At 68.1% G+C, this 19187-nt stretch carries 17 protein-coding genes; 5 read left to right on the top strand and 12 right to left on the bottom strand.

The features are described from left to right. Window positions 1-20: 20 nt before the first annotated feature. Genes L324_RS29170 through L324_RS29155 form a run of 4 tightly spaced genes read right to left on the bottom strand, consistent with a single transcriptional unit; the run spans window position 21 to window position 4105 of the window. Entirely contained in the window at window positions 21-836 is an 816-nt protein-coding gene (locus tag L324_RS29170) for a carbohydrate ABC transporter permease (protein ID WP_034304644.1), read from the bottom strand. Then, window positions 833-1768, bottom strand: coding sequence for a carbohydrate ABC transporter permease (locus L324_RS29165; protein WP_037315823.1), 936 nt, complete (start codon window positions 1766-1768; stop codon window positions 833-835). The genes L324_RS29170 and L324_RS29165 overlap by 4 nt, the downstream gene beginning before the upstream one ends. Continuing rightward, on the bottom strand, window positions 1768-3108 hold the full coding sequence (locus L324_RS29160; RefSeq protein ID WP_037315820.1) for an ABC transporter substrate-binding protein: 1341 nt from the start codon (window positions 3106-3108) through the stop codon (window positions 1768-1770). The genes L324_RS29165 and L324_RS29160 overlap by 1 nt, the downstream gene beginning before the upstream one ends. Further along, window positions 3101-4105 carry a zinc-dependent alcohol dehydrogenase family protein gene (locus L324_RS29155; RefSeq protein ID WP_037315817.1) on the bottom strand — a complete coding sequence of 335 codons (1005 nt, stop codon included), beginning with the start codon at window positions 4103-4105 and terminating at the stop codon, window positions 3101-3103. Before L324_RS29155 ends, L324_RS29160 begins: the two co-directional genes overlap by 8 nt. Window positions 4106-4232: 127 nt before the next feature. Between L324_RS29155 and L324_RS29150 the strand changes: the two genes are divergently transcribed. After that, a complete protein-coding gene (locus tag L324_RS29150; RefSeq protein WP_037315814.1) occupies window positions 4233-5213 on the top strand; it encodes a sugar-binding transcriptional regulator in 981 nt (326 codons plus the stop codon). 78 nt (window positions 5214-5291) lie between these two features. On the opposite strand, the gene L324_RS29145 is transcribed toward L324_RS29150, so the two are convergent. Next, window positions 5292-5648 (bottom strand): winged helix-turn-helix transcriptional regulator, encoded by a 357-nt coding sequence (locus L324_RS29145; protein WP_037315809.1) that lies wholly within the window; start codon window positions 5646-5648, stop codon window positions 5292-5294. Window positions 5649-5723: 75 nt separating this feature from the next. Here L324_RS29145 and L324_RS29140 point away from each other — a divergent pair, with 75 nt between their 5' ends. Together L324_RS29140 and L324_RS29135 are read left to right on the top strand one after the other, a co-directional pair. After that, the gene (locus L324_RS29140) at window positions 5724-6320 is read left to right on the top strand and encodes an NADPH-dependent F420 reductase (protein WP_037315805.1); all 597 of its coding nucleotides are present in this window, start codon (window positions 5724-5726) and stop codon (window positions 6318-6320) included. 126 nt (window positions 6321-6446) lie between these two features. Further along, window positions 6447-7040: a hypothetical protein gene (locus L324_RS29135; RefSeq protein ID WP_438938469.1), complete on the top strand. Its 594-nt coding sequence runs from the start codon at window positions 6447-6449 to the stop codon at window positions 7038-7040. A 5-nt stretch (window positions 7041-7045) separates the two neighbouring features. On the opposite strand, the gene L324_RS29130 is transcribed toward L324_RS29135, so the two are convergent. Next, complete coding sequence (locus L324_RS29130; protein ID WP_037315800.1) at window positions 7046-9550, bottom strand: DEAD/DEAH box helicase; 2505 nt, start codon at window positions 9548-9550, stop codon at window positions 7046-7048. 153 nt (window positions 9551-9703) lie between these two features. On the opposite strand from L324_RS29130, the gene L324_RS29125 reads away from it, so the two are divergent. Then, window positions 9704-10945 carry a SatS C-terminal domain-containing protein gene (locus L324_RS29125; protein ID WP_037315797.1) on the top strand — a complete coding sequence of 414 codons (1242 nt, stop codon included), beginning with the start codon at window positions 9704-9706 and terminating at the stop codon, window positions 10943-10945. A gap of 60 nt (window positions 10946-11005) precedes the next feature. On the opposite strand, the gene L324_RS29120 is transcribed toward L324_RS29125, so the two are convergent. Continuing rightward, window positions 11006-12208: an MFS transporter gene (locus tag L324_RS29120; RefSeq protein ID WP_051174164.1), complete on the bottom strand. Its 1203-nt coding sequence runs from the start codon at window positions 12206-12208 to the stop codon at window positions 11006-11008. A gap of 56 nt (window positions 12209-12264) precedes the next feature. Further along, window positions 12265-13374, bottom strand: coding sequence for an adenosine deaminase (locus L324_RS29115; RefSeq protein ID WP_037315794.1), 1110 nt, complete (start codon window positions 13372-13374; stop codon window positions 12265-12267). Window positions 13375-13584: 210 nt separating this feature from the next. Between L324_RS29115 and L324_RS29110 the strand changes: the two genes are divergently transcribed. Next, window positions 13585-14673 (top strand): hypothetical protein, encoded by a 1089-nt coding sequence (locus L324_RS29110; protein ID WP_037315791.1) that lies wholly within the window; start codon window positions 13585-13587, stop codon window positions 14671-14673. A gap of 439 nt (window positions 14674-15112) precedes the next feature. Here L324_RS29110 and L324_RS29105 read toward each other — a convergent pair whose 3' ends face one another. Genes L324_RS29105 through L324_RS29090 form a run of 4 tightly spaced genes read right to left on the bottom strand, consistent with a single transcriptional unit; the run spans window position 15113 to window position 19152 of the window. Further along, window positions 15113-16396, bottom strand: coding sequence for a thymidine phosphorylase (locus L324_RS29105; RefSeq protein ID WP_037315788.1), 1284 nt, complete (start codon window positions 16394-16396; stop codon window positions 15113-15115). Further along, entirely contained in the window at window positions 16393-16782 is a 390-nt protein-coding gene (locus tag L324_RS29100) for a cytidine deaminase (RefSeq protein WP_037315785.1), read from the bottom strand. Before L324_RS29100 ends, L324_RS29105 begins: the two co-directional genes overlap by 4 nt. Window position 16783: 1 nt before the next feature. Then, window positions 16784-18058: an ABC transporter permease gene (locus L324_RS29095; RefSeq protein WP_037315782.1), complete on the bottom strand. Its 1275-nt coding sequence runs from the start codon at window positions 18056-18058 to the stop codon at window positions 16784-16786. Continuing rightward, window positions 18055-19152 (bottom strand): ABC transporter permease, encoded by a 1098-nt coding sequence (locus L324_RS29090; RefSeq protein ID WP_037315779.1) that lies wholly within the window; start codon window positions 19150-19152, stop codon window positions 18055-18057. Before L324_RS29090 ends, L324_RS29095 begins: the two co-directional genes overlap by 4 nt. Window positions 19153-19187: the final 35 nt, after the last annotated feature.

Raw genomic sequence — 19187 nt, 5'->3', positions numbered from 1 at the left:
CACTCACGAGACCCAACGCCTTACTTGACGGCGCCCATCGAAAGTCCCCGAACCAGGTGGTTCTGCGCGATCCAGCCGACGATCATCACCGGCAGCGACGCCAGCAGGGCGGCCGCGGACAGCTGCGCCCAGTACAGGCCCTCGCTGGTGATGAAGCCGACCAGGAACACCGGTACCGTCCCGGCCCGCGCGGCGGTGAGGTTGACCGAGTAGAAGAACTCGGTCCACGAGAAGATCACGCAGATCAGCGCGGTCGCGGCCACCCCGGGCGCGACGACCGGCATGATGATCTTCCGGAGCAGGATCGGCAGGGTCGCCCCGTCGATCCGGCCCGCCTCGATCATCTCGTGCGGCACCTCCAGGAAGAACGACCGCATCATCCAGATGGCCAGCGGCAGGTTCATCGAGGTGTACAGGATGATCAGCGCCCAGACGTTGTCCAGCAGCCGGGTGTTCTGCGAGATCACGTACAGCGGGATGATCGCCGCCACGATCGGCAGCATCTTCGTCGACAGGAAGAAGCCGAGCGCGTTGCTCGTCCCCTTCACCGGCGCCAGCGAGAGCGCGTACGCCGCCGGGATTCCCAGCAGCAGCACGAAAAGCGTCGACACGACGGTCACGAACGCCGAGTTCGACAGGTACGGCAGGAAGCCGCGTTCGAGCACGCCCGCGAACTGGTCGAGGGTCGGCGTGAAGAACAGTCGCGGCGGATCGGTGTAGGCGTCGGCCTCCTGTTTGAAGGCCGTGAGGATCATCCACAGCAGCGGGAACACGAACAGGATCGCGATCACCCAGGTCGCGACCGTCAGCGCGCCGGGGCCGAAACGGCTTTTCATTTCGCGCCTCCCTGTACCGAGAACGTGCGGAACATCAGCCGCAGCGCGAAGGTCGCGACGATCATCGTCAGGATCACGACGATCACGCCCATCGCGGATGACTGTCCGATGTCGAAACCCTGGAACGCCCGCTGGTAGATGTAGAACGGCAGGTTCGTGCTGGCCGTCCCCGGACCTCCCTGTGTCATCAGGAAGATCGCGTCGAAGCTGTTCACGATGTAGATCGCGCCCAGCAGGGTCGCCAGCTGCAGGAACCGGCTCAGATGCGGCAGCGTGATCGCGGTGAACGTCCGCCAGCGGCCGGCACCGTCGACCGACGCGGCCTCCAGCACGTCCTTCGGCTGGCTCTGCAGCCCGGCCAGGATCAGCAGCATCATGAACGGCGTCCACTGCCAGACGACCTGGGCCATCACGGCGGCCAGCGGGAATTCCGAAAGCCAGTCGACGTCGGTGCCGAAGACGAAGTGCAGCAATCCGTAGGTCGGGTCGAACATCGTGGTCTTCCACAGCAGTGCGCCCGCCGCGGGCAGGATGAGGAACGGCGTGATCAGCAGCGTCCGGACCACCCCTCGGCCGAGGAACTTGCGGTCCAGCAGGATCGCCAGCCCCAGGCCGAGCAGCAGCGAGACGAACACGCAGACGACCGTGAGCACGACGGTGTTCAGCAACGCGCCGAGGAACGTCGAGTCGGCGAAGACGTCGATGTAGTTCCGCAGCCCGACGAAATGCCGCGAACCCGGCCGGACCAGGTTCCACGACTGGAACGAGTAGAACACCGTCAGCAGGAACGGCAACTGGGTCACGGCGACGACGAACAGCAAGGCGGGCAACAGCGGCAGCCGTCGCTTGAACGGCGTATCAGTGCCGCGTTTCGGAGCCGCCTTCCTCGCATGGGCCGGCTCCGGGCGGGCAGGAGCGGAGATCGTGGCCATCACTGCACCTCCTGATAGGACTTGCCGACGGTCTGCGCGTACTCCTGCGACTGCTTCAGTGCTTCGTCCACGGTGATCTGGCCCGCGATCGCCGCCGAAAGCTGCTGGCTCACCCGCGTGCCGAGGTCCTGGAACTCGGGGATGCCGACGAACTGGATCCCGGGATAGGGCACCGGATTCGCCATCGCCTTCCGCTGGTCGGCGTCCGCGATCCCGTCCAGCGTCGGCTGCGCGTACGCCTTGGCGGCCTCGCGGTACTGTGGGATGTCATAGGTCGACTTCCGCACGCCCGGCGGGACGCGGTTCCAGTCGCCGAACTCCTGGGCGACCCGCTGTACGTAGGCCTTGTCGGTCATCCAGGACATGAACTTGAAGGCGGCGTCCTTGTCTTTGGCGACCTTCGGGATCGCCAGCGCCCAGGTGTAGAGCCAGCCGCTCGCCCGCGTCTTCTCCACCGGGGCCGGGGCGTAACCGGACTTCCCGACGACCTTGCTGGCCGACGGATCCTCGTTCGTGCCCGCCATGACCGTGGCGTCGTACCACATGGCGGCCTGGCCCTGGGTGTACCGCGTGCCGCATTCGGAGAAGCCCGCACTCGACGCGCCGACCTCGCCGTGGTTCCGCACGAGGTTCACGTAGAACTCGGCGGCCGCCTTGAATTCGGGGCTGGTGAGCTTAGCGTTCCAGTCCTTGTCGAACCACTGCGCGCCGAAGGTGTTGGCGACCGTGGTGAACGGCGCGAGGCTCTCGCCCCAGCCGGGCTTCCCGCGCAGGCAGATCCCTGCGACGCCCTTGGCCTTGTCGTCGAGTTTCGCGGCGAACTCCGCGATCTGCGACCACGTCGGCCTGGCCGGCATCGTGAGTCCGGCCTGCTCGAAGAGATCCTTGCGGTAGGCGAGGAACGACGACTCGCCGTAGAACGGCAGCGCGTAAAGCGATCCGTTGTGCGACAAGGATTCCTTGATGCTCGGGATGAAGTCACCGGCATCGTAGGAGGGATTCGCCGCGAGATGAGGATCGAGGTTTTCGAGCCAGCCGTTCGCGGCCCACTGCGGCGCCTCGTAGTTGCTGATCATGACGACGTCGAACTCGCCGCCTTCGGTGGCCGTCGACGCGGTGATCTTCGCGCGTGCCTGGTTTTCGGGCAGCGAAACGAATTTGAGCGTGACGCCGGGGTTGGCCTTCTCGAACTCGCCAGAGAGTGCGATGGCGTCCTTCATCTGCGGGTTCGCGACGATCGCGACGACGAGCGTCCGGTCGCCGGTCCCGAGCGCGCCGGCACCGGCGCATCCGGTCAGCGTCAGCAGGAGAACCGCGAGCAGAGCGGCGGTTTTACGCACTTTCGCCTCCCGGTAACACCTGGACCTTCAGCCCGGCACCGCTGCGCATGAGGGCGAGCGCGTCGGGGTACCGCTCCAGCGGCAGGGTGTCGGTGAGCAGGGCGCCTGTGTCGATGGCGCCGTCGGCGACCAGGTCGAGCGCGGCACCGAAGCTGTTCATGACGGCCATCGAGCCGACGACGGTGATCTCGTCGTTGTAGATGCGGAAGGGCGAAAGCGCGACGCGGGCTTCGGCGGGCGCGACCCCGAAGACCAGCAGACGGCCTCCGCGCTGGAGCGAGTCGAAAGCGGCTTCGATGGCCGGTGCGGCGCCGGTGCAGTCCGCGGCGGCGTCGAACTTCTCGTCGTCCAGGTCCTTCACGTCACCCGCGACCGCGACCGCGCCGAGGTCCATGGCCCGGCCGAGGCGGGCGGTGTTGCGATCGACCACCGTGACGTGGGCGCCCGCGCGCTGCAGCAGCTGCTGCATGACCAGGCCCATCGTGCCCGCGCCCACGACGAGGAACCGCTCCCCCGCCTCGACGCCTATCCGGCGTACGCCATGGACGGCGCAGGAGACCGGTTCGACGAGCGCGCCCTGTTCCCAGGTCATCGTGTCCGGCATGCGGTAGCAGTTGGCGGACGGAACGGCGACATACTCGGCGAAAGCGCCGTTCACGGTGTCGCCGGTCGCGTTCCAGTTCTCGCAGAGGTTGCCGCGGCCGGTCCGGCAGGGCTTGCAGTAGCCACAGAACAGGGACGGGTCGACGGCGACGCGATCGCCGATCTTCCAGCCGCCCGGCACGTCCGCGCCGAGTTCGACGATCTCGCCGGCGAACTCGTGGCCGGGAACGATCGGATAGGGCGTCGGCGGGAAATGCCCGTCGGCGATGTGGAGGTCGGTGCCGCAGATCCCGCAGGCACCCACCTTGACGACGACCTGGCGATCGCCCGGTTTCGGGTCGGGTACCTCGCCGACCCTGATCTCCCCGGGCTTGTCCACGATCGCGGCACGCATGCCAGCTCCTCTTCTCCGCTCAAATGAGCAGGACGGGCTTATGCTTCAGACTGCATGTCCCCGCATGGTGAACTTTTCCCTGGTGTTACGTCAACCTTTCGGGTTGATTTCGCGCTATAGTGCTCATATGAGCGCCAACAAGCAGGGTCCCGGCCTGGTGGAGTCGTTACGCCTGGCCGCGGTGGCCCGGCGCTTCTACGAGCAGGGTGCCTCGAAACTCGAGATCGCCGACGAATTCGGCATCAGCCGGTTCAAGGTCGCGCGGATGCTCGATACAGCCAGGGAAAGCGGCATCGTCAAGGTCGAGTTCCACCTTCCCGCGCCGGTGGATCTGGCGCTGTCCGAAGAGGTCCGGACCGCATACCGGCTGGACAGGGTCCTCGTGCTCGAACGAGCGGCGGAGCCGGAATCGCGGGAAGTGGCCCGGCGGAAGATCGGCACGCTCGCGGCCCGGCTCCTGACCGAGATCATCACTCCCGGCGACGTCCTCGGCCTGTCGTGGGCACGGTCCGTGAACGCGATGACCGACGCCATCCGGTCGTTGCCGAAATGCCCGGTCGTGCAGCTGTGCGGAGTGCAGGCGGGGATGGACATGCGGGACCGGTCGGTGGAGACCGTCAGCCGCGTCGCGTCCGTCTCCGGTGGACAGGCGTACCCGATCTTCGGGCCGCTCGTCCTCCCGGACCGTCGTACCACCGAGACGCTGCGCAGGCAGCCCGGTATCGCGGAGACGTTCGGGCAGTTCAAGAACCTGACCAAGGCGGTCGTCAGCATCGGCGCGTGGAAACCCGAGGAATCGACGGTCTACGACGCGCTCGACGAACCGGAGCGGGTCGCGATAGCGAAACGCGGCGCCAAGGCGGAGGTCTCGGCGCGCCTGTTCGACGCCGACGGGACACCGATGTCGACGGGGCTGGCCCACCACGTGCTGGCCATCAGCGCCGAGGATCTGCTGGCTGTCCCCGAGGTCATCGCGCTGGGCTACACGGCACCGAAGGCCGAAGCGATCGACGCCGTCCTCCGCTCCGGCATGGTCTCGACCCTGATCACCGACGCCGCCGCGGCCATCCCGCTCCTCGAACTGGCCGAGGCGCGCCCGCTCGCCTAAAGCTGCTGAAGGACGCTTTCCCCGCATGCGATGCGACGAAAGCGCCCTTCACCGCGTGAGATGCGGGGAAGGGCCCTTTCAGCCCGTCCTGTCCCGGGCCACCCTGTCCTGGGCCGCCATCACCTCGTCACCGTGCCGGAACGCCCACTCCCCAAAAGCCTCGATAGGCCCCAGGAGGCTGGCCCCGAGGTCCGTCAGGGAGTACTCGACCTTCGCCGTCCGCCCACAGTCACGCCTGCTGACCAGGCCGTTGAACTCCAGGCGGCGGACCGTCTCCGTGAGCACCTTCGTCGAGATCCCGCCGAGCCGTCGCCGCAATTCGGCCGGCCGCAGCGCGCCGTCCCGCAAGGCCCAGAGCACGACGGGATTCCACGTGTTCGCCATCAGGTCGAACGCCAACCGGGCCCGGCAGTCGGCGAGGAAGACGTCGTTCATGGAGCCTCCGGTAACCACTTGGTATCCACGCCGCTTTCTACGGTCAGGTGGTAACTCGATCTTAAGGAGCGGCACATGCGTATCGGCGTTTTCGGGGCGGGCGGGATGGCGGAGGCGCTCGGCGGCCAGTGGACGGCGGCCGGGCACGAGGTGATGGTCGCCGCCCGCGACCGGGCCAAGGCGGCCAAGATCTCCGCACGGGTGGGAACGTGGGCGGAAACCGCCCGTGCCAGCGACGTGATCCTGCTCGCCGTCCCCGCCGCCTCGGTGGCGGAAGTCGTCGCGGCGGCGGGGGATCTCGCCGGGAAGACCCTGATCGACTGCACCAACGCGGTCGCCCCGGGCGCCGTGCTCACGGTCCCGGACCAGGCCGCCCGGATCGCGCTCGCGGCGAAGGACGCGCACGTGGTCAAGGCGTTCAACCTGTGCCCGGTGGAAGTCTGGCGGATGACTCCCCCGGTGTTCGGCGGCCGCCCGCTGGCCGTGCCGCTCTGCGGTTCGCCGGAAGCGGTCGCCACGGTGAGCGAGCTCGTCCGCGACCTCGGCTGCACACCGCTGGCGGCCGGCGGGCTGGACCGGGCGGAACTCATGGAGGCGACCATGGCGTTCATGGTCGGGCTGTGGTTCGACGGCCACGACGCCCAGGCCTGCTTCCCGCCCCTTCCGGTCTGATTTCAGGGTCGTCCCCGATGCGCCCGGCCGGGTGGCCGGGCGAACCTGTCCGGCGTGAAAAGGAAAACGTCACAACGCTGGCGGCAGGCGACGGTGTGGCTGCACGTCATCACCTCGGTGGGCTGGATGGGGCAGGCGCTGGCCCTGTTCGCCCTCCTGATGGTCAGCCGCACCGCCGCCGACGGCGCGACGCGCGTCGCCGCGACGTCGATGGCGCACGAGATCGACACCCTCCTGCTGGCCCCGCTCGCCAACGCGTCGGCCTTCACCGGGTTCATGCTCGCGGCGTCGACGGCCTGGGGTTTTTACCGCCATTGGTGGGTACTGGCCAAATTCGTGATCACGCTCGTCCAGCTCTACGCCGGGATCTTCCTGCTTTCGGGTGCCCTTCAGGATTCCGTCGTGGCGGCGCGGGCGGGCGACCCCGACCCCGTACCGCTGGCCCAGGTCACCGGCACCGCGCTGATGGCGAGCGCGATCGCGTTCCAGGCATGGCTCTCGGTCGCGAAACCGTGGGGCAAGGTCCGCGCCGGCGCGAAGCCGCCGACGGCGCCGACGTGGGTGTTCGTCATCGCCGTCGCGGCGCCCCTCGCCGACATCACGATGGGCCTGATCCTGGGGTTCCCGCTACCCGCGCTCTCGCTGATCGCGCTGATCGTGCGGCTGACCGGGCGGCGCCGGGAGTCCCGTCGCCGGACCGCGCCGGTGCCCGCCACCTGAACGCGTCAGAGCCGGTCCACCGCGGTGACCCGGATGACCGCCGACCCCGCCTCGTCCGACGCCGCCAGGTCGACCTCGGCGCTGATGCCCCAGTCGTGGTCGCCCGCCGGATCGTCGAAGATCTGCCGCACCCGCCAGATCTCCGTCTCCTTCTCGATGATCAACAGCTGCGGCCCGCGCGCGTCCGGCCCGATGCCGAGGGTTTCGTGCTCGTCGAAGTAGTCCTCGATGGCGTCTTCCCACGCGTCCGCGTCCCAGCCCGACGCGGCGTCCAGTTCCCCGAGTGTGTAGTAGGAACGCCGGGACGCCAGCTCGACCCGGCGGAACAGCTCGTTCCGCACGAGGACCCGGAAGGCCCGCTCGTTCCGGGTGACCCCTGGCGGCTCGGACGGCGGCCTTGCCGAGACCGGGCCTTCCTCTTCGGGATGCCGCAAGGCTTCCCACTCGTCGAGGAGGCTGGAGTCGACCTGGCGTACCAGTTCGCCCAGCCATTCGATGAGATCCTGCAACGCCTCGGTCTTCGCTTCGTCGGGGACCGTGTGCCGGAGTGAGTCGTAGGTGTCGGTGAGATACCGCAGCACCAGCCCTTCCGAGCGGGCGAGCTGGTAGAAACCGATGTACTCCACGAAGTTCATCGCGCGCTCGTACATGTCGCGCACGACGGACTTCGGCTTCAGCTCGTAGTCGTCGACCCACGGATGTCCTTGCCGGTAACGGGAATACGCCGCCTCCAGCAAGTCCTCGAGTGGCTTCGGATACGTGACGTTTTCGAGCAGTTCCATCCGCTCGTCGTATTCGATGCCCTCGGCCTTCATCGCCTGCACGGCCTCGCCGCGCGCCTTGAACTGCTGCTGAGAGAGAACCGGCCTCGGGTTGTCCACTGTGGATTCCACAATGGACACGACATCGAGCGGATACGACGGCGATTCGACGTCGAGGAGTTCGATCGCGGCCAGCGCGAACGGCGAGAGCGGCTGGTTCAGCGCGAAATCGAACTGCAGGTCGACGGTGAGCCGCACGATCCGGCCCTGCTCGTCGGGTTCGTCGAGCCGTTCCACCACACCGGCCGCGAGCAGCGCGCGGTAGATCGCGATCGCGCGCAGGATCAGCTTCCGCTGGGTCGCGCGGTCGGAATGGTTGTCCTCCAGCAGATGCCGCATCGAGTCGAACGCGTTGCCCGGCCGGGAGACGACGTTCAGCAGCATCGAGTGGCTGACGTGGAAACTCGACGTGAGCGGTTCCGGGTCGGCGGCGATCAGCCGGTCGAAGGTGCTCTCCGTCCAGTTGACGAACCCCTCTGGCGCCTTCTTGCGGACGATCTTCTTTTTCTTCTTGGGATCGTCGCCCGCCTTCTCCAGCGCCTTGGCGTTCTCGACGACGTGGTCCGGCGCCTGCACGACGACGTAGCCGTCGGTGTCGTAGCCCGCCCGCCCCGCACGCCCGGCGATCTGGTGGAATTCACGCGCCTTCAGATGCCGTTGCCGCACCCCGTCGTACTTCGTCAGCGCGGAGAAGACCACTGTGCGGATTGGTACGTTGATGCCGACGCCCAGGGTGTCGGTTCCGCAGATCACCTTCAGCAGTCCGGCTTGCGCGAGCTGTTCGACCAGGCGCCGGTACTTCGGCAGCATGCCGGCGTGGTGGACGCCGATGCCGTGCCGGACCAGCCGCGAGAGGGTCTTCCCGAACCCGGCCGCGAAGCGGAAGTCGCCGAGCATCTCGGCGATGGCCTCCTTCTCCGCCTTGGTGGTGACGTTGATGCTCATCAGCGTCTGCGCGCGCTCGATCGCCGCGGCCTGCGAGAAGTGCACGACGTAGACCGGCGACTGGCCACCGTGGAGCAGCTCGGACATCGTTTCGTGCAACGGCGTGAGCGCGTAGCGGAAGGTGAGCGGCACCGGCCGCTGCGCCGAGGTGACCACCGCGGTCGGGCGGCCGGTCCGGCGGGTGAGATCTTTTTCGAAGAACGAGACGTCGCCGAGCGTCGCCGACATCAGCACGAACTGCGCCTTCGGCAGTTCCAGCAGCGGCACCTGCCAGGCCCAGCCGCGGTCCGGCTCCGAGTAGAAGTGGAACTCGTCGGCCACGACCTGGCCGACCGGCGCGTCGGCACCGAACCGCAACGCCATGTTCGCCAGGATTTCCGCGGTGCAGCAGATGATCGGCGCGTCGGCGTTCACACTCGAATCGCCGGTCATCATGCCGACGTTCTCCGCACCGAAGATCTCGATGAGCTGGAAGAACTTCTCCGAGACCAGCGCCTTGATCGGCGCCGTGTAGTAGCTGCGCCGGCCGTGCGCGAGCGCGGTGAAGTGCGCCCCGACGGCGACCAGGCTCTTCCCCGACCCCGTCGGCGTCGACAGGATCAGGTTCGCCCCGGAGACCACTTCGATGATGGCCTCCTCCTGCGCGGGGTACAGCTCGAGCCCGCGCTCGGCCGTCCAGGTGGAGAAGGCTTCGAACAGCGAGTCGGGATCGGGATCCGCAGGCAGGAGGTCTGTAAGAGTCATCAGAGGACCTATCGTGCCATCCGTTGGTCGCTTCTTGCCCAGGGGTGATCGCGCCCTTCGCCGGAAACCCGTAGGCTTCGCGGTACCGCGCACCTATCGGGCAAGCATCGCCCGGTCGCGCGCACACAGGCGGTAATCCGAGAGGGCTAAGGAATGGCACAGGACATCATCCCGATCGAACTCGGCCTGCCACAGGGTGACGTCGTCACCCTCTGGGCGCCGCGCTGGCGGGAGGACGGCGAGGAGTGGGAAGCCTTCCTCGGCGACGAGGAGGACCTGTACGCCTTCCCGGACGCCGCGCACCTCGCCGCGTTCGTTCGGACCTCGGAGCAGCACGACCTGCTCGACCACCCCGCGTGGGACGTCGTGCCCGCGCTGAACGTGCCCGAGCTGATCCCGGACGACGACCACACCTACGACCTGGTCGGCGTCCCGGAGCTGGTGGCCGAGAAGCCGGACCAGTGGACGCTCGGCGAGCTGGCCGAGATCATCGGCATCGTGCGTTCGCTCGCGGACGTGTGCGAACTCGACGAAGTCCACGAAGTCCTCGACGCGCACGAGAGCTTCTCGCTCCTGGATCAGGGCACGCTGCCCTTCTCCGGCCGCGACGGTGAGCGCCTGTGGGCGGATCTGTCGGAGGCCGTCTCCGAGAAGTGGGACATCGTGCTCGACGCGATCGACGGTCTGGTGACCGCTCCGGACGTCGACGAGAAGGTGCTGGAGCAGACGGCGGAGGAACTCGCGACCTTCCTCGCGGAATCCGCCGAAGCCGAAGCCGCCGCCGATGTCGACGAGGATCTCGAAGACGTCGACGAGGACGAGGAAGACGACGAGCCCGTCGGCTTCTGGGGCGAGGTCGGCATCGACCCGATCAAGATCATCACCTCCGGCGCCGAGTACTACACGCTGCGCTGCTACCTCGACGACAAGCCGATCTTCCTCGGCAGCGAGGGCGAGATCGACGTCTTCACCTCCGAGAAGGCGCTCATCCGCGCCATCGCGGACGGCAAGGAGCTGGCGGACAACGACCTCGCCCAGGTGTCCACTTGGGACGAGGTGACCACGAAGGCCACCGCGGGCGAACTCGAGATCGAGGTCGACACCGAGAACACCTACGTGCTGACGGGGATCGCCGACGACATCGCCGAGGGCCCCGAGGCGATCGACCCGACTCAGCTCGAGCTGGCCGTCGAGCTGATCACCGACGCCGCCGAGTGGGCCGAGGACGACAGCGTCGAAACCGCGCTGGCCGCCAACGAGAGCCTCGGCTGGCTGGTGTCGTTCGTGCTGCGGCCGGACCCCTCGCGCCTCGAGCCGAGTGCTCCGTTCGACGCCGAGCAGTCCGAGTGGCGCAAGCTCGTCGAGACCTTCGAGAACCGCCTCACGGTCGTCTGATCCCCCTACGGGACGCTATGAAAGGTCCTTTCCTTGCAAAATTTGCAAGGAAAGGACCTTTCATTGCACTGGGGGGTTCTCGTTCTTGACGGGTACCAGGGCGACGGCCAGTACCGGGAAGACCGCCGCCACGCAGAAGGCCAGCGCGTACCGCGAGTCGCCGATCACGAGCCCCAGCATCGGCGGGGTCAGGGCGGCGGCGATGTTCTGGCCGGTGTTCTGCGTGCCCATCGCCCGCCCGGCCCACGCGAGCCCGGCCATCTCCGCCGAGGCGGTGAAGCCGAGCCCGTTGTCGGACACGGTGATCACCGCGGCCAGCACGAGCGCGAGCAGCACCAGCCACGGCCAGGTCGCGTCCCCGAGCGCGACCAGGAGCATCACCGCGGCGCTCGCGACGGCCAGCTGCCGCATCGGCCGCAGCCTGCTGCCGACGCGGTCGGACCAGTGGCCGGAGACGAGCCTGCCCACCGCGCCGAGGATCTGCACGCCGCCGACGAACAGGCCCGCCGACGCCGCCGTCCAGTGGTGCATGGTCACCAGGTACACCGGCGTGAACGCGGAAACCGTGAACTGCGGGACCACCAGCAGCGCGCTCGCGCCGTGGACCCGCCACAACGCCGGCTTCCGGTACGGCGACGGCGGCTTCCCGCCCGTCACGGGTCCGGTCTCCGGACGCGGCGGGTCGATCAGGAGCCAGGCGACGAGCAGCGCGACGACGATCGCGGCCAGCGCGGGCAGCATCAGCGAGATCTGGAAGCCCCAGCGGTCCGCGAGCGGCGGGAGACCGAAGGCGGCGACACCCACGCCGAGCGGCTGGGCCGTCTGGCGGACGCCCATCGCGAAGCCGCGTTCGGCCGGGCCGAACCAGCCGAGGACGGCCCGGCCGCTCGCGGCGTTCACTGACGCGGTGCAGGCACCGGCGAGCAGGAATACCCCAAAGAGCACCCCGAGCGAGTGATCACCGAGGGCCGCGTACACGAGGAGTAACCCCGAGACACCCAGCCCTGTGGCCATCACCAAACGCTCTCCGTAACGGTCGGCCGCCGCACCCCACAAGATCAACGTGAACAACAGGCCAAGACTCGGTGCCGCCACCACTGTTCCCGCCTCGGCCAGCGTGAGCCCCTCCGCACGCTGCATGGACGGCACCAGGAACGGGATCCCGTAGAGGAACGAACAGCTCGCGGTCTGCGCGGCGAGGCCGAGCGCGAGGATGAGCCAGCGTCGTTTTCCGCCGATCCCCACGTCCACGACCTGCGCCATCATCGCCACCGTTTCACTATATGGGAAAGTTCTCCTATATAGTGAAATATAGTTGGCTATGCTAACGAACGCAAGGCGGCGTACCCGGGCTTGATGACCGTGTTGATGATGTCGAGCCGGTGGTCGAAATCGAGGAACGCGGATTTCATCGCATTGATGGTGAACCACTCCAGATCGGCCAGGCCGAAGCCGAACGCCTCCGCCAGCGCGGCGAATTCGCTGGTCATCGAGCAGCCGCTCATCAGCCGGTTGTCGGTGTTGACCGTGACCCGGAAGCGCAGCCGGGTGAGCAGGCCGATGGGATGCTCACCGATCGAGCGCGCCGCTCCCGTCTGGACATTGGACGTGGGGCAGATCTCCAGAGGGATCCGGCGGTCGCGGACGTAGGCGGCCAACCGTCCCAAATGGACCGTGCCGTCACTGTCGGTCTTGATGTCCTCGACGATGCGCACACCGTGCCCGAGGCGCTCGGCACCGCAATGCTGAATCGCCTCCCAAATGGACGGCAGCCCGAACGCCTCCCCGGCATGAATGGTGAAATGCGCATTATTCGTGCGGAGAAACTCGAATGCGTCGAGATTTCTGGTAGGCGGAAATCCGTCTTCCGGTCCGGCGATGTCGAACCCGACGACGCCGGCGTCGCGGTAGCGGACGGCGAGCCCGGCGATCTCGAGGGCGCGGGCGTGCTGGCGCATCGCGCAGAGCAACGTCCCGATCCGGATCCGGCCGCCTCCGGCGGCCACTCTCCGTTCACCTTCCTCGAAACCGGCCTGAACAGCCTCGACCACCGCATCGAGTGAAAGGCCTCGTTCGACGAAGAGCTCGGGGGCGTAGCGCACCTCCGCGTAGACGACCCCGTCGGCGGCGAGGTCTTCCACCGCTTCGGCGGCCACCCTGACCAGCGCTTCCTCGGTCTGCATCACGCCACAGGTATGCGCGAACGTCTCAAGGTACGAGACGAGGGAGCCGGAATCGGCGGCGTCGCGGAACCATCGGCCGAGTTCGACGGGGTCGGTGGTGGGCAAGCCCGGGTACCCCGTCCGGTCGGCCAGTTCGGCGACCGTGGCGGGCCGCAGACCGCCGTCGAGGTGGTCGTGCAGGAGGACCTTCGGAGCACGGCTCAGTACCGCCTCCGGGATGCGGGAACTGCTGCTTTCAGAGGACATACGTAACGGTAACCAGCCTGTCATTCCCCTACATGGCGGTAACCCTCGCTGTCCACTTAACCCTCAGCTTTGTCGATCACGGGCTGAATCGGCCATCAGGGGCAGAGCTCGGCATTGTCCGATACCCGGGGGCCATACGCACAGCAATTTCGCAATGGATAAGCTTCACGTCACGTCCCTCCCATTTCCCCGCCCCCGAAGGACACCGCAGTGACCACTGACAACAACATTGCAGCCCCGTCCTTCGACCGGATGCGCAACATGCTGGTGCGCGCGGCCGAAGTGCGGGAGAGCGAACAGCAGCAGATCTTCGACGCCCTCGACGACATCTATGCCCGCCTTGCCCCGGTCGACTCGCTCGGCGCGGTCCGCAAGCGGCTGTCGGAGATGCCCGACCGCACCGAGGTGAGCGTGCTCGCCGAGCGGCTCGACGAGACCATGTCGCGGCTCGAGGCGCAGGACAACGCGCTCGCCGCGCTGACCCGCGCCGTCGAGAGCATCGTCGACAAGCTCGCCAAGCCCTTCGCGCAGCTCGACGGCCGCCTCGACGGCATGGCCGCGAAGTTCGAAGGTGTCGCGGGCCGGATGGACGGGCTCGAGGACAAGCTCCAGAACATCCACCGCCGTCTCGACGAGCTCGGCGCGCACCTCGACAAGCAGGACGTGAAGACCGACTCGCTGCCGCAGTCGGTGATCGGCCCGGTGCGCGAGCGCGTCGAGCAGGCCGAGTCGGTCCTGCGCGACCGTGTCGACACCGTCGACCGCGAGCTGCGCACCCGCGTCGAGAACCTCGACAAGGCCACCAAGGAAAGCCTCGCCGCGAACGCCGACGCGCTGAAGACCGCGCTGACCGAGACCGGCGAGATGATCGACGCCTCGGAGCGGCTCGACGGCCTCGGCGACCGGCTCGAGAAGGTCACCTCGCGGCTCGACGATCTGGCGGAGCGGCTCGACAAGGTCGAGGACGGCTTCACCGGACGGCTCGGCGACCTCGACGGGTCGATCCGCAGTGGTCTGTCGAAGGTCGAGAGCACGCTGTCGAAGCAGCCGGACACCGACTCGGTCGACACGCTGGTGCGCAAGAGCAACGACGAGTCCGTCCGCCGCATCGGCGGGCAGCTGGACGAGGCCATGGCGACCTTCGCGGAGCTGATGCTCGGCGGTGGCCCGGCCCTGCAGCAGATCTCCCCGCCGCCGCCCGCGCCGCGCCAGCCGCGTCGCAGCTCCCGCAACGGCCGGGCGCCCAAGGCGGCCGACGCCAAGGCGAAGGCCGACGGCGGCGACGAAACCTCCGACTGACCCCTTCCCTCCTCCGCGTTCAGTCCTCTGGATGCGCTACTTGCCCGCGCAAGGACCGCATCCAGAGGACGAAACGCGCGAGTCGCGGCCGGGCGCGTCGCCTTTAGCGGGCTAAACGCGCTCAGCCAGGTGCCCCTCCCCCCTTTTAGCGCGTGAAGGCCCCCTTCCCTCGGCTGAGCCGAGGGAAGGGGGCCTTCACGCTGTCCTGGCCCTTCGCGTGCCCCGTCACCTGCCTCGGAGCGACTTTCGCGGGCTAACCGCGCTCCCGCCCTCGCATTTCGTCCTCTGGATGCGGTAGTGCGTAGTGCGAACTACCGCATCCAGAGGACGAAATGCAGAAGGCGAGGGCCCCAAGTGAGCGAGCGCGTCGCGTTTAGCCCGCTAAACGCGATCAGGCGGGAGCGGAGCGGGCGAAGCGCGGTTAGCCCGCTGAAAGCGATCAGGTGGGGCGCACGGTCTCCAGGACGAGCGGAGCGGAGGCCGGGGCCTCGGAGCCGACCGAGTAGGCGTCAGCGAGCGCGGCGAGCGCCGCCGGGACGGCGTCCGGGGTGTCCGTGTGCAGCTCCAGCAGCGGCTGCCCGGCCGACACGGCATCGCCCGGTTTCGCCAGGCACAGCACACCCGCGGCGGCCTGCACCGGATCCTCCTTGCGCGCCCGCCCGGCCCCGAGCCGCCAAGCGGCGACACCGACCGAGTAAGCGTCCAGAGACGTCAAGACACCATCCGCAGGCGCCGAGACGACATGGACGTGCTTAGGCCGCGGCAGAGCGGCCTCCGGATCCCCGCCCTGCGCGGCGATCATCCGGCACCACGTCTCGTAGGCCTTCCCCGACGCGAGCACCGCCGCCGGGTCCACTTCGGACAGACCAGCCAGCGCCAGCATCTCCCTGGCCAAAGCCACGGTCAGCTCGACGACGTCGGCAGGGCCACCGCCGCGCAGCACCTCGACCGACTCCGCGACCTCGATCGCGTTCCCGACGGCGTAGCCCAACGGCACGTTCATGTCCGTGATCAGCGCCGTCGTCGCGACGCCGTGCGCCGTGCCGATCTCCACCAGCGTCCGCGCGAGTTCACGGGCCTGCGGAAGCGTCTTCATGAACGCGCCCGACCCGGTCTTCACGTCGAGGACCAGTCCGGCCGCGCCTTCGGCGATCTTCTTGCTCATGATCGAGCTGGCGATCAGCGGGATCGACTCCACCGTCGAAGTCACGTCCCGCAGCGCGTACAGCTTCTTGTCCGCGGGAGCCAGCCCGGAGGTCGCCGCGCAGACGACCGCGCCGACGTCGTCGAGCTGCCGGATGATCTCCGATGTCGACAAGGCGGCACGCCAGCCCGGGATCGACTCCAGTTTGTCCAGCGTCCCGCCGGTGTGCCCGAGCCCGCGCCCGGACAGCTGCGGCACGGCCGCCCCGCACGCCGCGACGAGCGGTGCCAGCGGCAGCGTGATCTTGTCGCCGACCCCGCCCGTCGAATGCTTGTCGATCGTCGGACGGCTGACCTTCAGCTTCAGCCGCTCCCCCGACGAGATCATCGCGCCGGTCCAGCGCGCGATCTCGCCGGAGTCCATACCGCGCAGGAAGATGGCCATCGCGAGCGCGGCCATCTGCTCCTCGGCGATCTCGCCGCGCGTGTACGCGTCGATCGTCCAGTCGATCTGCTCGTCGGAGAGCCGTCCGCCGTCCCGCTTCGCGCGGATGACGTCGACGGCGGCGAACGCGCTCATGGCAGATCGTCCGGTCCGAACGCGTCCGGCAGGACGGCGGACATCGGCAGGATCCCGCTGGGGGTGTCCACGAGGCACTCGGCCCCACCGTGCTCGAACAGGATCTGACGGCAGCGGCCGCACGGCATCAGCAGATCGCCTTCACCACTGCGGCACGCGACGGCGACGAGCCTGCCACCGCCGGTCAGCCGCAGCTGGCCCGCCATCGTGCATTCCGCGCACATTCCCAAGCCGTACGAAGCGTTTTCGACGTTGCAGCCGACCACGATCCGGCCGTCGTCCACCACACCCGCGACACCGACGTGCAAACCCGAGTACGGCGCGTACGCCGACTTCGCCACCTCGACGGCTTGAGCCCGCAGGGCTTCCCAGTCGAACTCCGCCATGTCAGTCCTCACCTCGCCGGTAGAGAGCGCCGTCCGCCTTGGGCGGCCGCAGCCGCTGCGAAGCCACCGCCAGCACGATCAGCGTCACGAAGTGCGCGGTGTACGGGATGAGGTCGCTGGGCAGGTCGTCGTTGGTCCAGTAGATCGCGTACAGCAGGGCCGCGCCGAAGACGCCGAGCGCGGCGGCAATCCACTGACGGCGGAACAGCTGCACGGCCACGATCACGGCCAGCAGGATCACCGCGCCGTACAGCAGCGCGAGCACCGCGGTGCCGCCACCGGCGAGCTGGAGCCCGTCCGCGTACCCGAACAGCGCCGCGCCGCCGAGCAGGCCACCCGGCCGCCAGTTGCCGAAGATCATCGCCGCGAGGCCGATGTACCCGCGGTTGTTGGTCTGGTTCTCCAGGTAGTCCGCACCGCCGGCGAGCAGCACCAGCGACGCGCCGCCCATGCCGGCGAGCCCGCCGGAGATGATCATGGCGACGTACTTGTGCAGATAGACGTTCACGCCGAGGGATTCGGCCGCGACCGGGTTCTCACCGCAGGACCGCAGGCGCAACCCGAACCGCGTCCGCCACAGCACGAGGTAGCTGATCGGGACCAGCGCGATCGCGATCATCGTCAGCGGTGCGACCTCGGTGACCAGGCCGTTGAGGATCCCGGCCAGGTCGGAGATGAAGACGCGCTGCATCTTCTCCAGATCCGACAACCAGTCCGAGAGGAACGTCGCCGAATAGGTGTCGAACTTCGGGACCGGCGGCGACTGGCGCGGGTTCCCCGAAAGCGGGGTGAACACCAGGTTCGCCAGGTACTTCGCGACGCCGAGACCGAGCAGGTTGATCGCCACACCGGAGACGATGTGGTTGACGTTGAAGGTCACCGTCGCGACGGCGTGCAGCAGACCGCCGAGCGCGCCGAACACGATCGCCGAGATCAGCCCGGCCCAGACCCCGCCGTGGTACGCGCCCCACGCCGCACCCCAGGTGCCGAGGATCATCATGCCTTCGAGGCCGATGTTGATCACGCCGGCGCGTTCGGCCCAGAGGCCGCCGAGCGCGCACAGCAGGATCGGCAGGGCCAGCCGCAGCGCGGTGTGCGCGGTGTTGGTCGAGGTCAGCGTGTTGACGCCGGTGGCGTACGACGCGATCGCGAGCACCCCGACCGCCAGCAGCCCCCAGATGGCGCCCTTGAGCCAGCCGGGGATGCGGCGCTTCGGCGGCTTCACCGGCATGGTGGTGCCGCCGGTGTTGGGCGATAGAACGTCCGCGGTGGTCACACCGCACCTCCCTCGGACACGCTGGAACCCTTGCGGCCGTTGCCGGCGAGCGCACGACCCACGCGGTGTTGTTCGGCGGCCAGGTCGGCGCGGCGCACGATCTCGTACGCGATGACGACCGACAGCACGATCACGCCCTGCATGATCGTGGCGATCTCTTTGGACACGTTGATCTGCTCCAGCGACACCGCGGACCGGTCGAGGAACGCCCACAGCAGGGCGCCCAGCGCGATCCCGGCCGGGTGGTTGCGCCCGAGCAGGGCGACCGCGATACCGGTGAAGCCGTACATCTGGGTCGACGTGATGCCGTAGGTGAAGTCGCGGCCGAGCAGTTCCGGCATCGCGACCAGACCGGCGACACCGCCGGAAAGCAGCATCGCGATCAGCGTCATCTTCTTGGCGTTGACCCCGCCCGCCGCGGCGGCCGTCGTCGACTCGCCGCTGGCCTTCAGCTCGAAGCCGAACCGGGTCCGGTTGAGCATGAACCAGTAGGCCGCGCCGATCAGCGCCGCGATGATCACGAAGCCGAACAGCTCACCGGACCCGATCGGGATACTGGGGATCCGGCCGGTTTCGGCGATCTCACGGGTGGCGATGTTGTTGCCGGTCTGCACGCCGAACTGGTCCGCGTTGACCAGGAACGCCACGATGCCGCCGACGATCGCGTTCAGCATGATCGTCGAGATGACCTCGGAAACCCCGCGGGTCACCTTCAGCACGGCGGGGATGGCCGCGTAGAGCATGCCGCTGGCGACCGCGACGAGCAGGATCGCGAGCACGTGGATCACCGGCGGCAGCCGCAAGGCCCCGCCGATGATGGCGGTGACGATGGCGGCGAACCGGTACTGGCCCTCGACACCGATGTTGAAGAGGTTCATCTGGAAGCCGATGGCCACCGCGAGCCCCGACAGGTAGTAGACCGTCGCGAGGTTCACCGTGTCGACGGCGGTCGAGCCCTTGAAGAGCTGGCCGATCATCGTGCCGTAGGCCTGGAGCGGGTCGGCTCCCGAGATGATCAGCGCGATGGCCGTCAGGATGACCGCGAAGACGATCGCGAGCAGAGGCGGCAGCAGCCTCGTACGCCAGGAACTCACGCTGTTCCTCCAAAGCCATGAGTCGCGTAGATGGC

Source organism: Amycolatopsis orientalis DSM 40040 = KCTC 9412 (assembly GCF_000478275.1).
Classification (GTDB): Bacteria; Actinomycetota; Actinomycetes; order Mycobacteriales; family Pseudonocardiaceae; genus Amycolatopsis; species Amycolatopsis orientalis.
This window is presented reverse-complemented; position numbering and strand designations above follow the sequence as displayed.

Excerpts from the sequence above, each read along its gene's own strand:
- L324_RS29150 (WP_037315814.1), top strand. The coding sequence starts at position 4,233 with ATGAGCGCCAACAAGCAGGGTCCCGGCCTGGTGGAGTCGTTACGCCTG.
- L324_RS29100 (WP_037315785.1), bottom strand. The coding sequence starts at position 16,782 with ATGGCGGAGTTCGACTGGGAAGCCCTGCGGGCTCAAGCCGTCGAGGTG.
- L324_RS29145 (WP_037315809.1), bottom strand. The coding sequence starts at position 5,648 with ATGAACGACGTCTTCCTCGCCGACTGCCGGGCCCGGTTGGCGTTCGAC.
- L324_RS29120 (WP_051174164.1), bottom strand. The coding sequence starts at position 12,208 with ATGGCGCAGGTCGTGGACGTGGGGATCGGCGGAAAACGACGCTGGCTC.
- L324_RS29140 (WP_037315805.1), top strand. The coding sequence starts at position 5,724 with ATGCGTATCGGCGTTTTCGGGGCGGGCGGGATGGCGGAGGCGCTCGGC.
- L324_RS29135 (WP_438938469.1), top strand. The coding sequence starts at position 6,447 with ATGGGGCAGGCGCTGGCCCTGTTCGCCCTCCTGATGGTCAGCCGCACC.
- L324_RS29155 (WP_037315817.1), bottom strand. The coding sequence starts at position 4,105 with ATGCGTGCCGCGATCGTGGACAAGCCCGGGGAGATCAGGGTCGGCGAG.
- L324_RS29170 (WP_034304644.1), bottom strand. The coding sequence starts at position 836 with ATGAAAAGCCGTTTCGGCCCCGGCGCGCTGACGGTCGCGACCTGGGTG.
- L324_RS29165 (WP_037315823.1), bottom strand. The coding sequence starts at position 1,768 with ATGGCCACGATCTCCGCTCCTGCCCGCCCGGAGCCGGCCCATGCGAGG.
- L324_RS29105 (WP_037315788.1), bottom strand. The coding sequence starts at position 16,396 with ATGAGCGCGTTCGCCGCCGTCGACGTCATCCGCGCGAAGCGGGACGGC.
- L324_RS29115 (WP_037315794.1), bottom strand. The coding sequence starts at position 13,374 with ATGTCCTCTGAAAGCAGCAGTTCCCGCATCCCGGAGGCGGTACTGAGC.
- L324_RS29130 (WP_037315800.1), bottom strand. The coding sequence starts at position 9,550 with ATGACTCTTACAGACCTCCTGCCTGCGGATCCCGATCCCGACTCGCTG.
- L324_RS29125 (WP_037315797.1), top strand. The coding sequence starts at position 9,704 with ATGGCACAGGACATCATCCCGATCGAACTCGGCCTGCCACAGGGTGAC.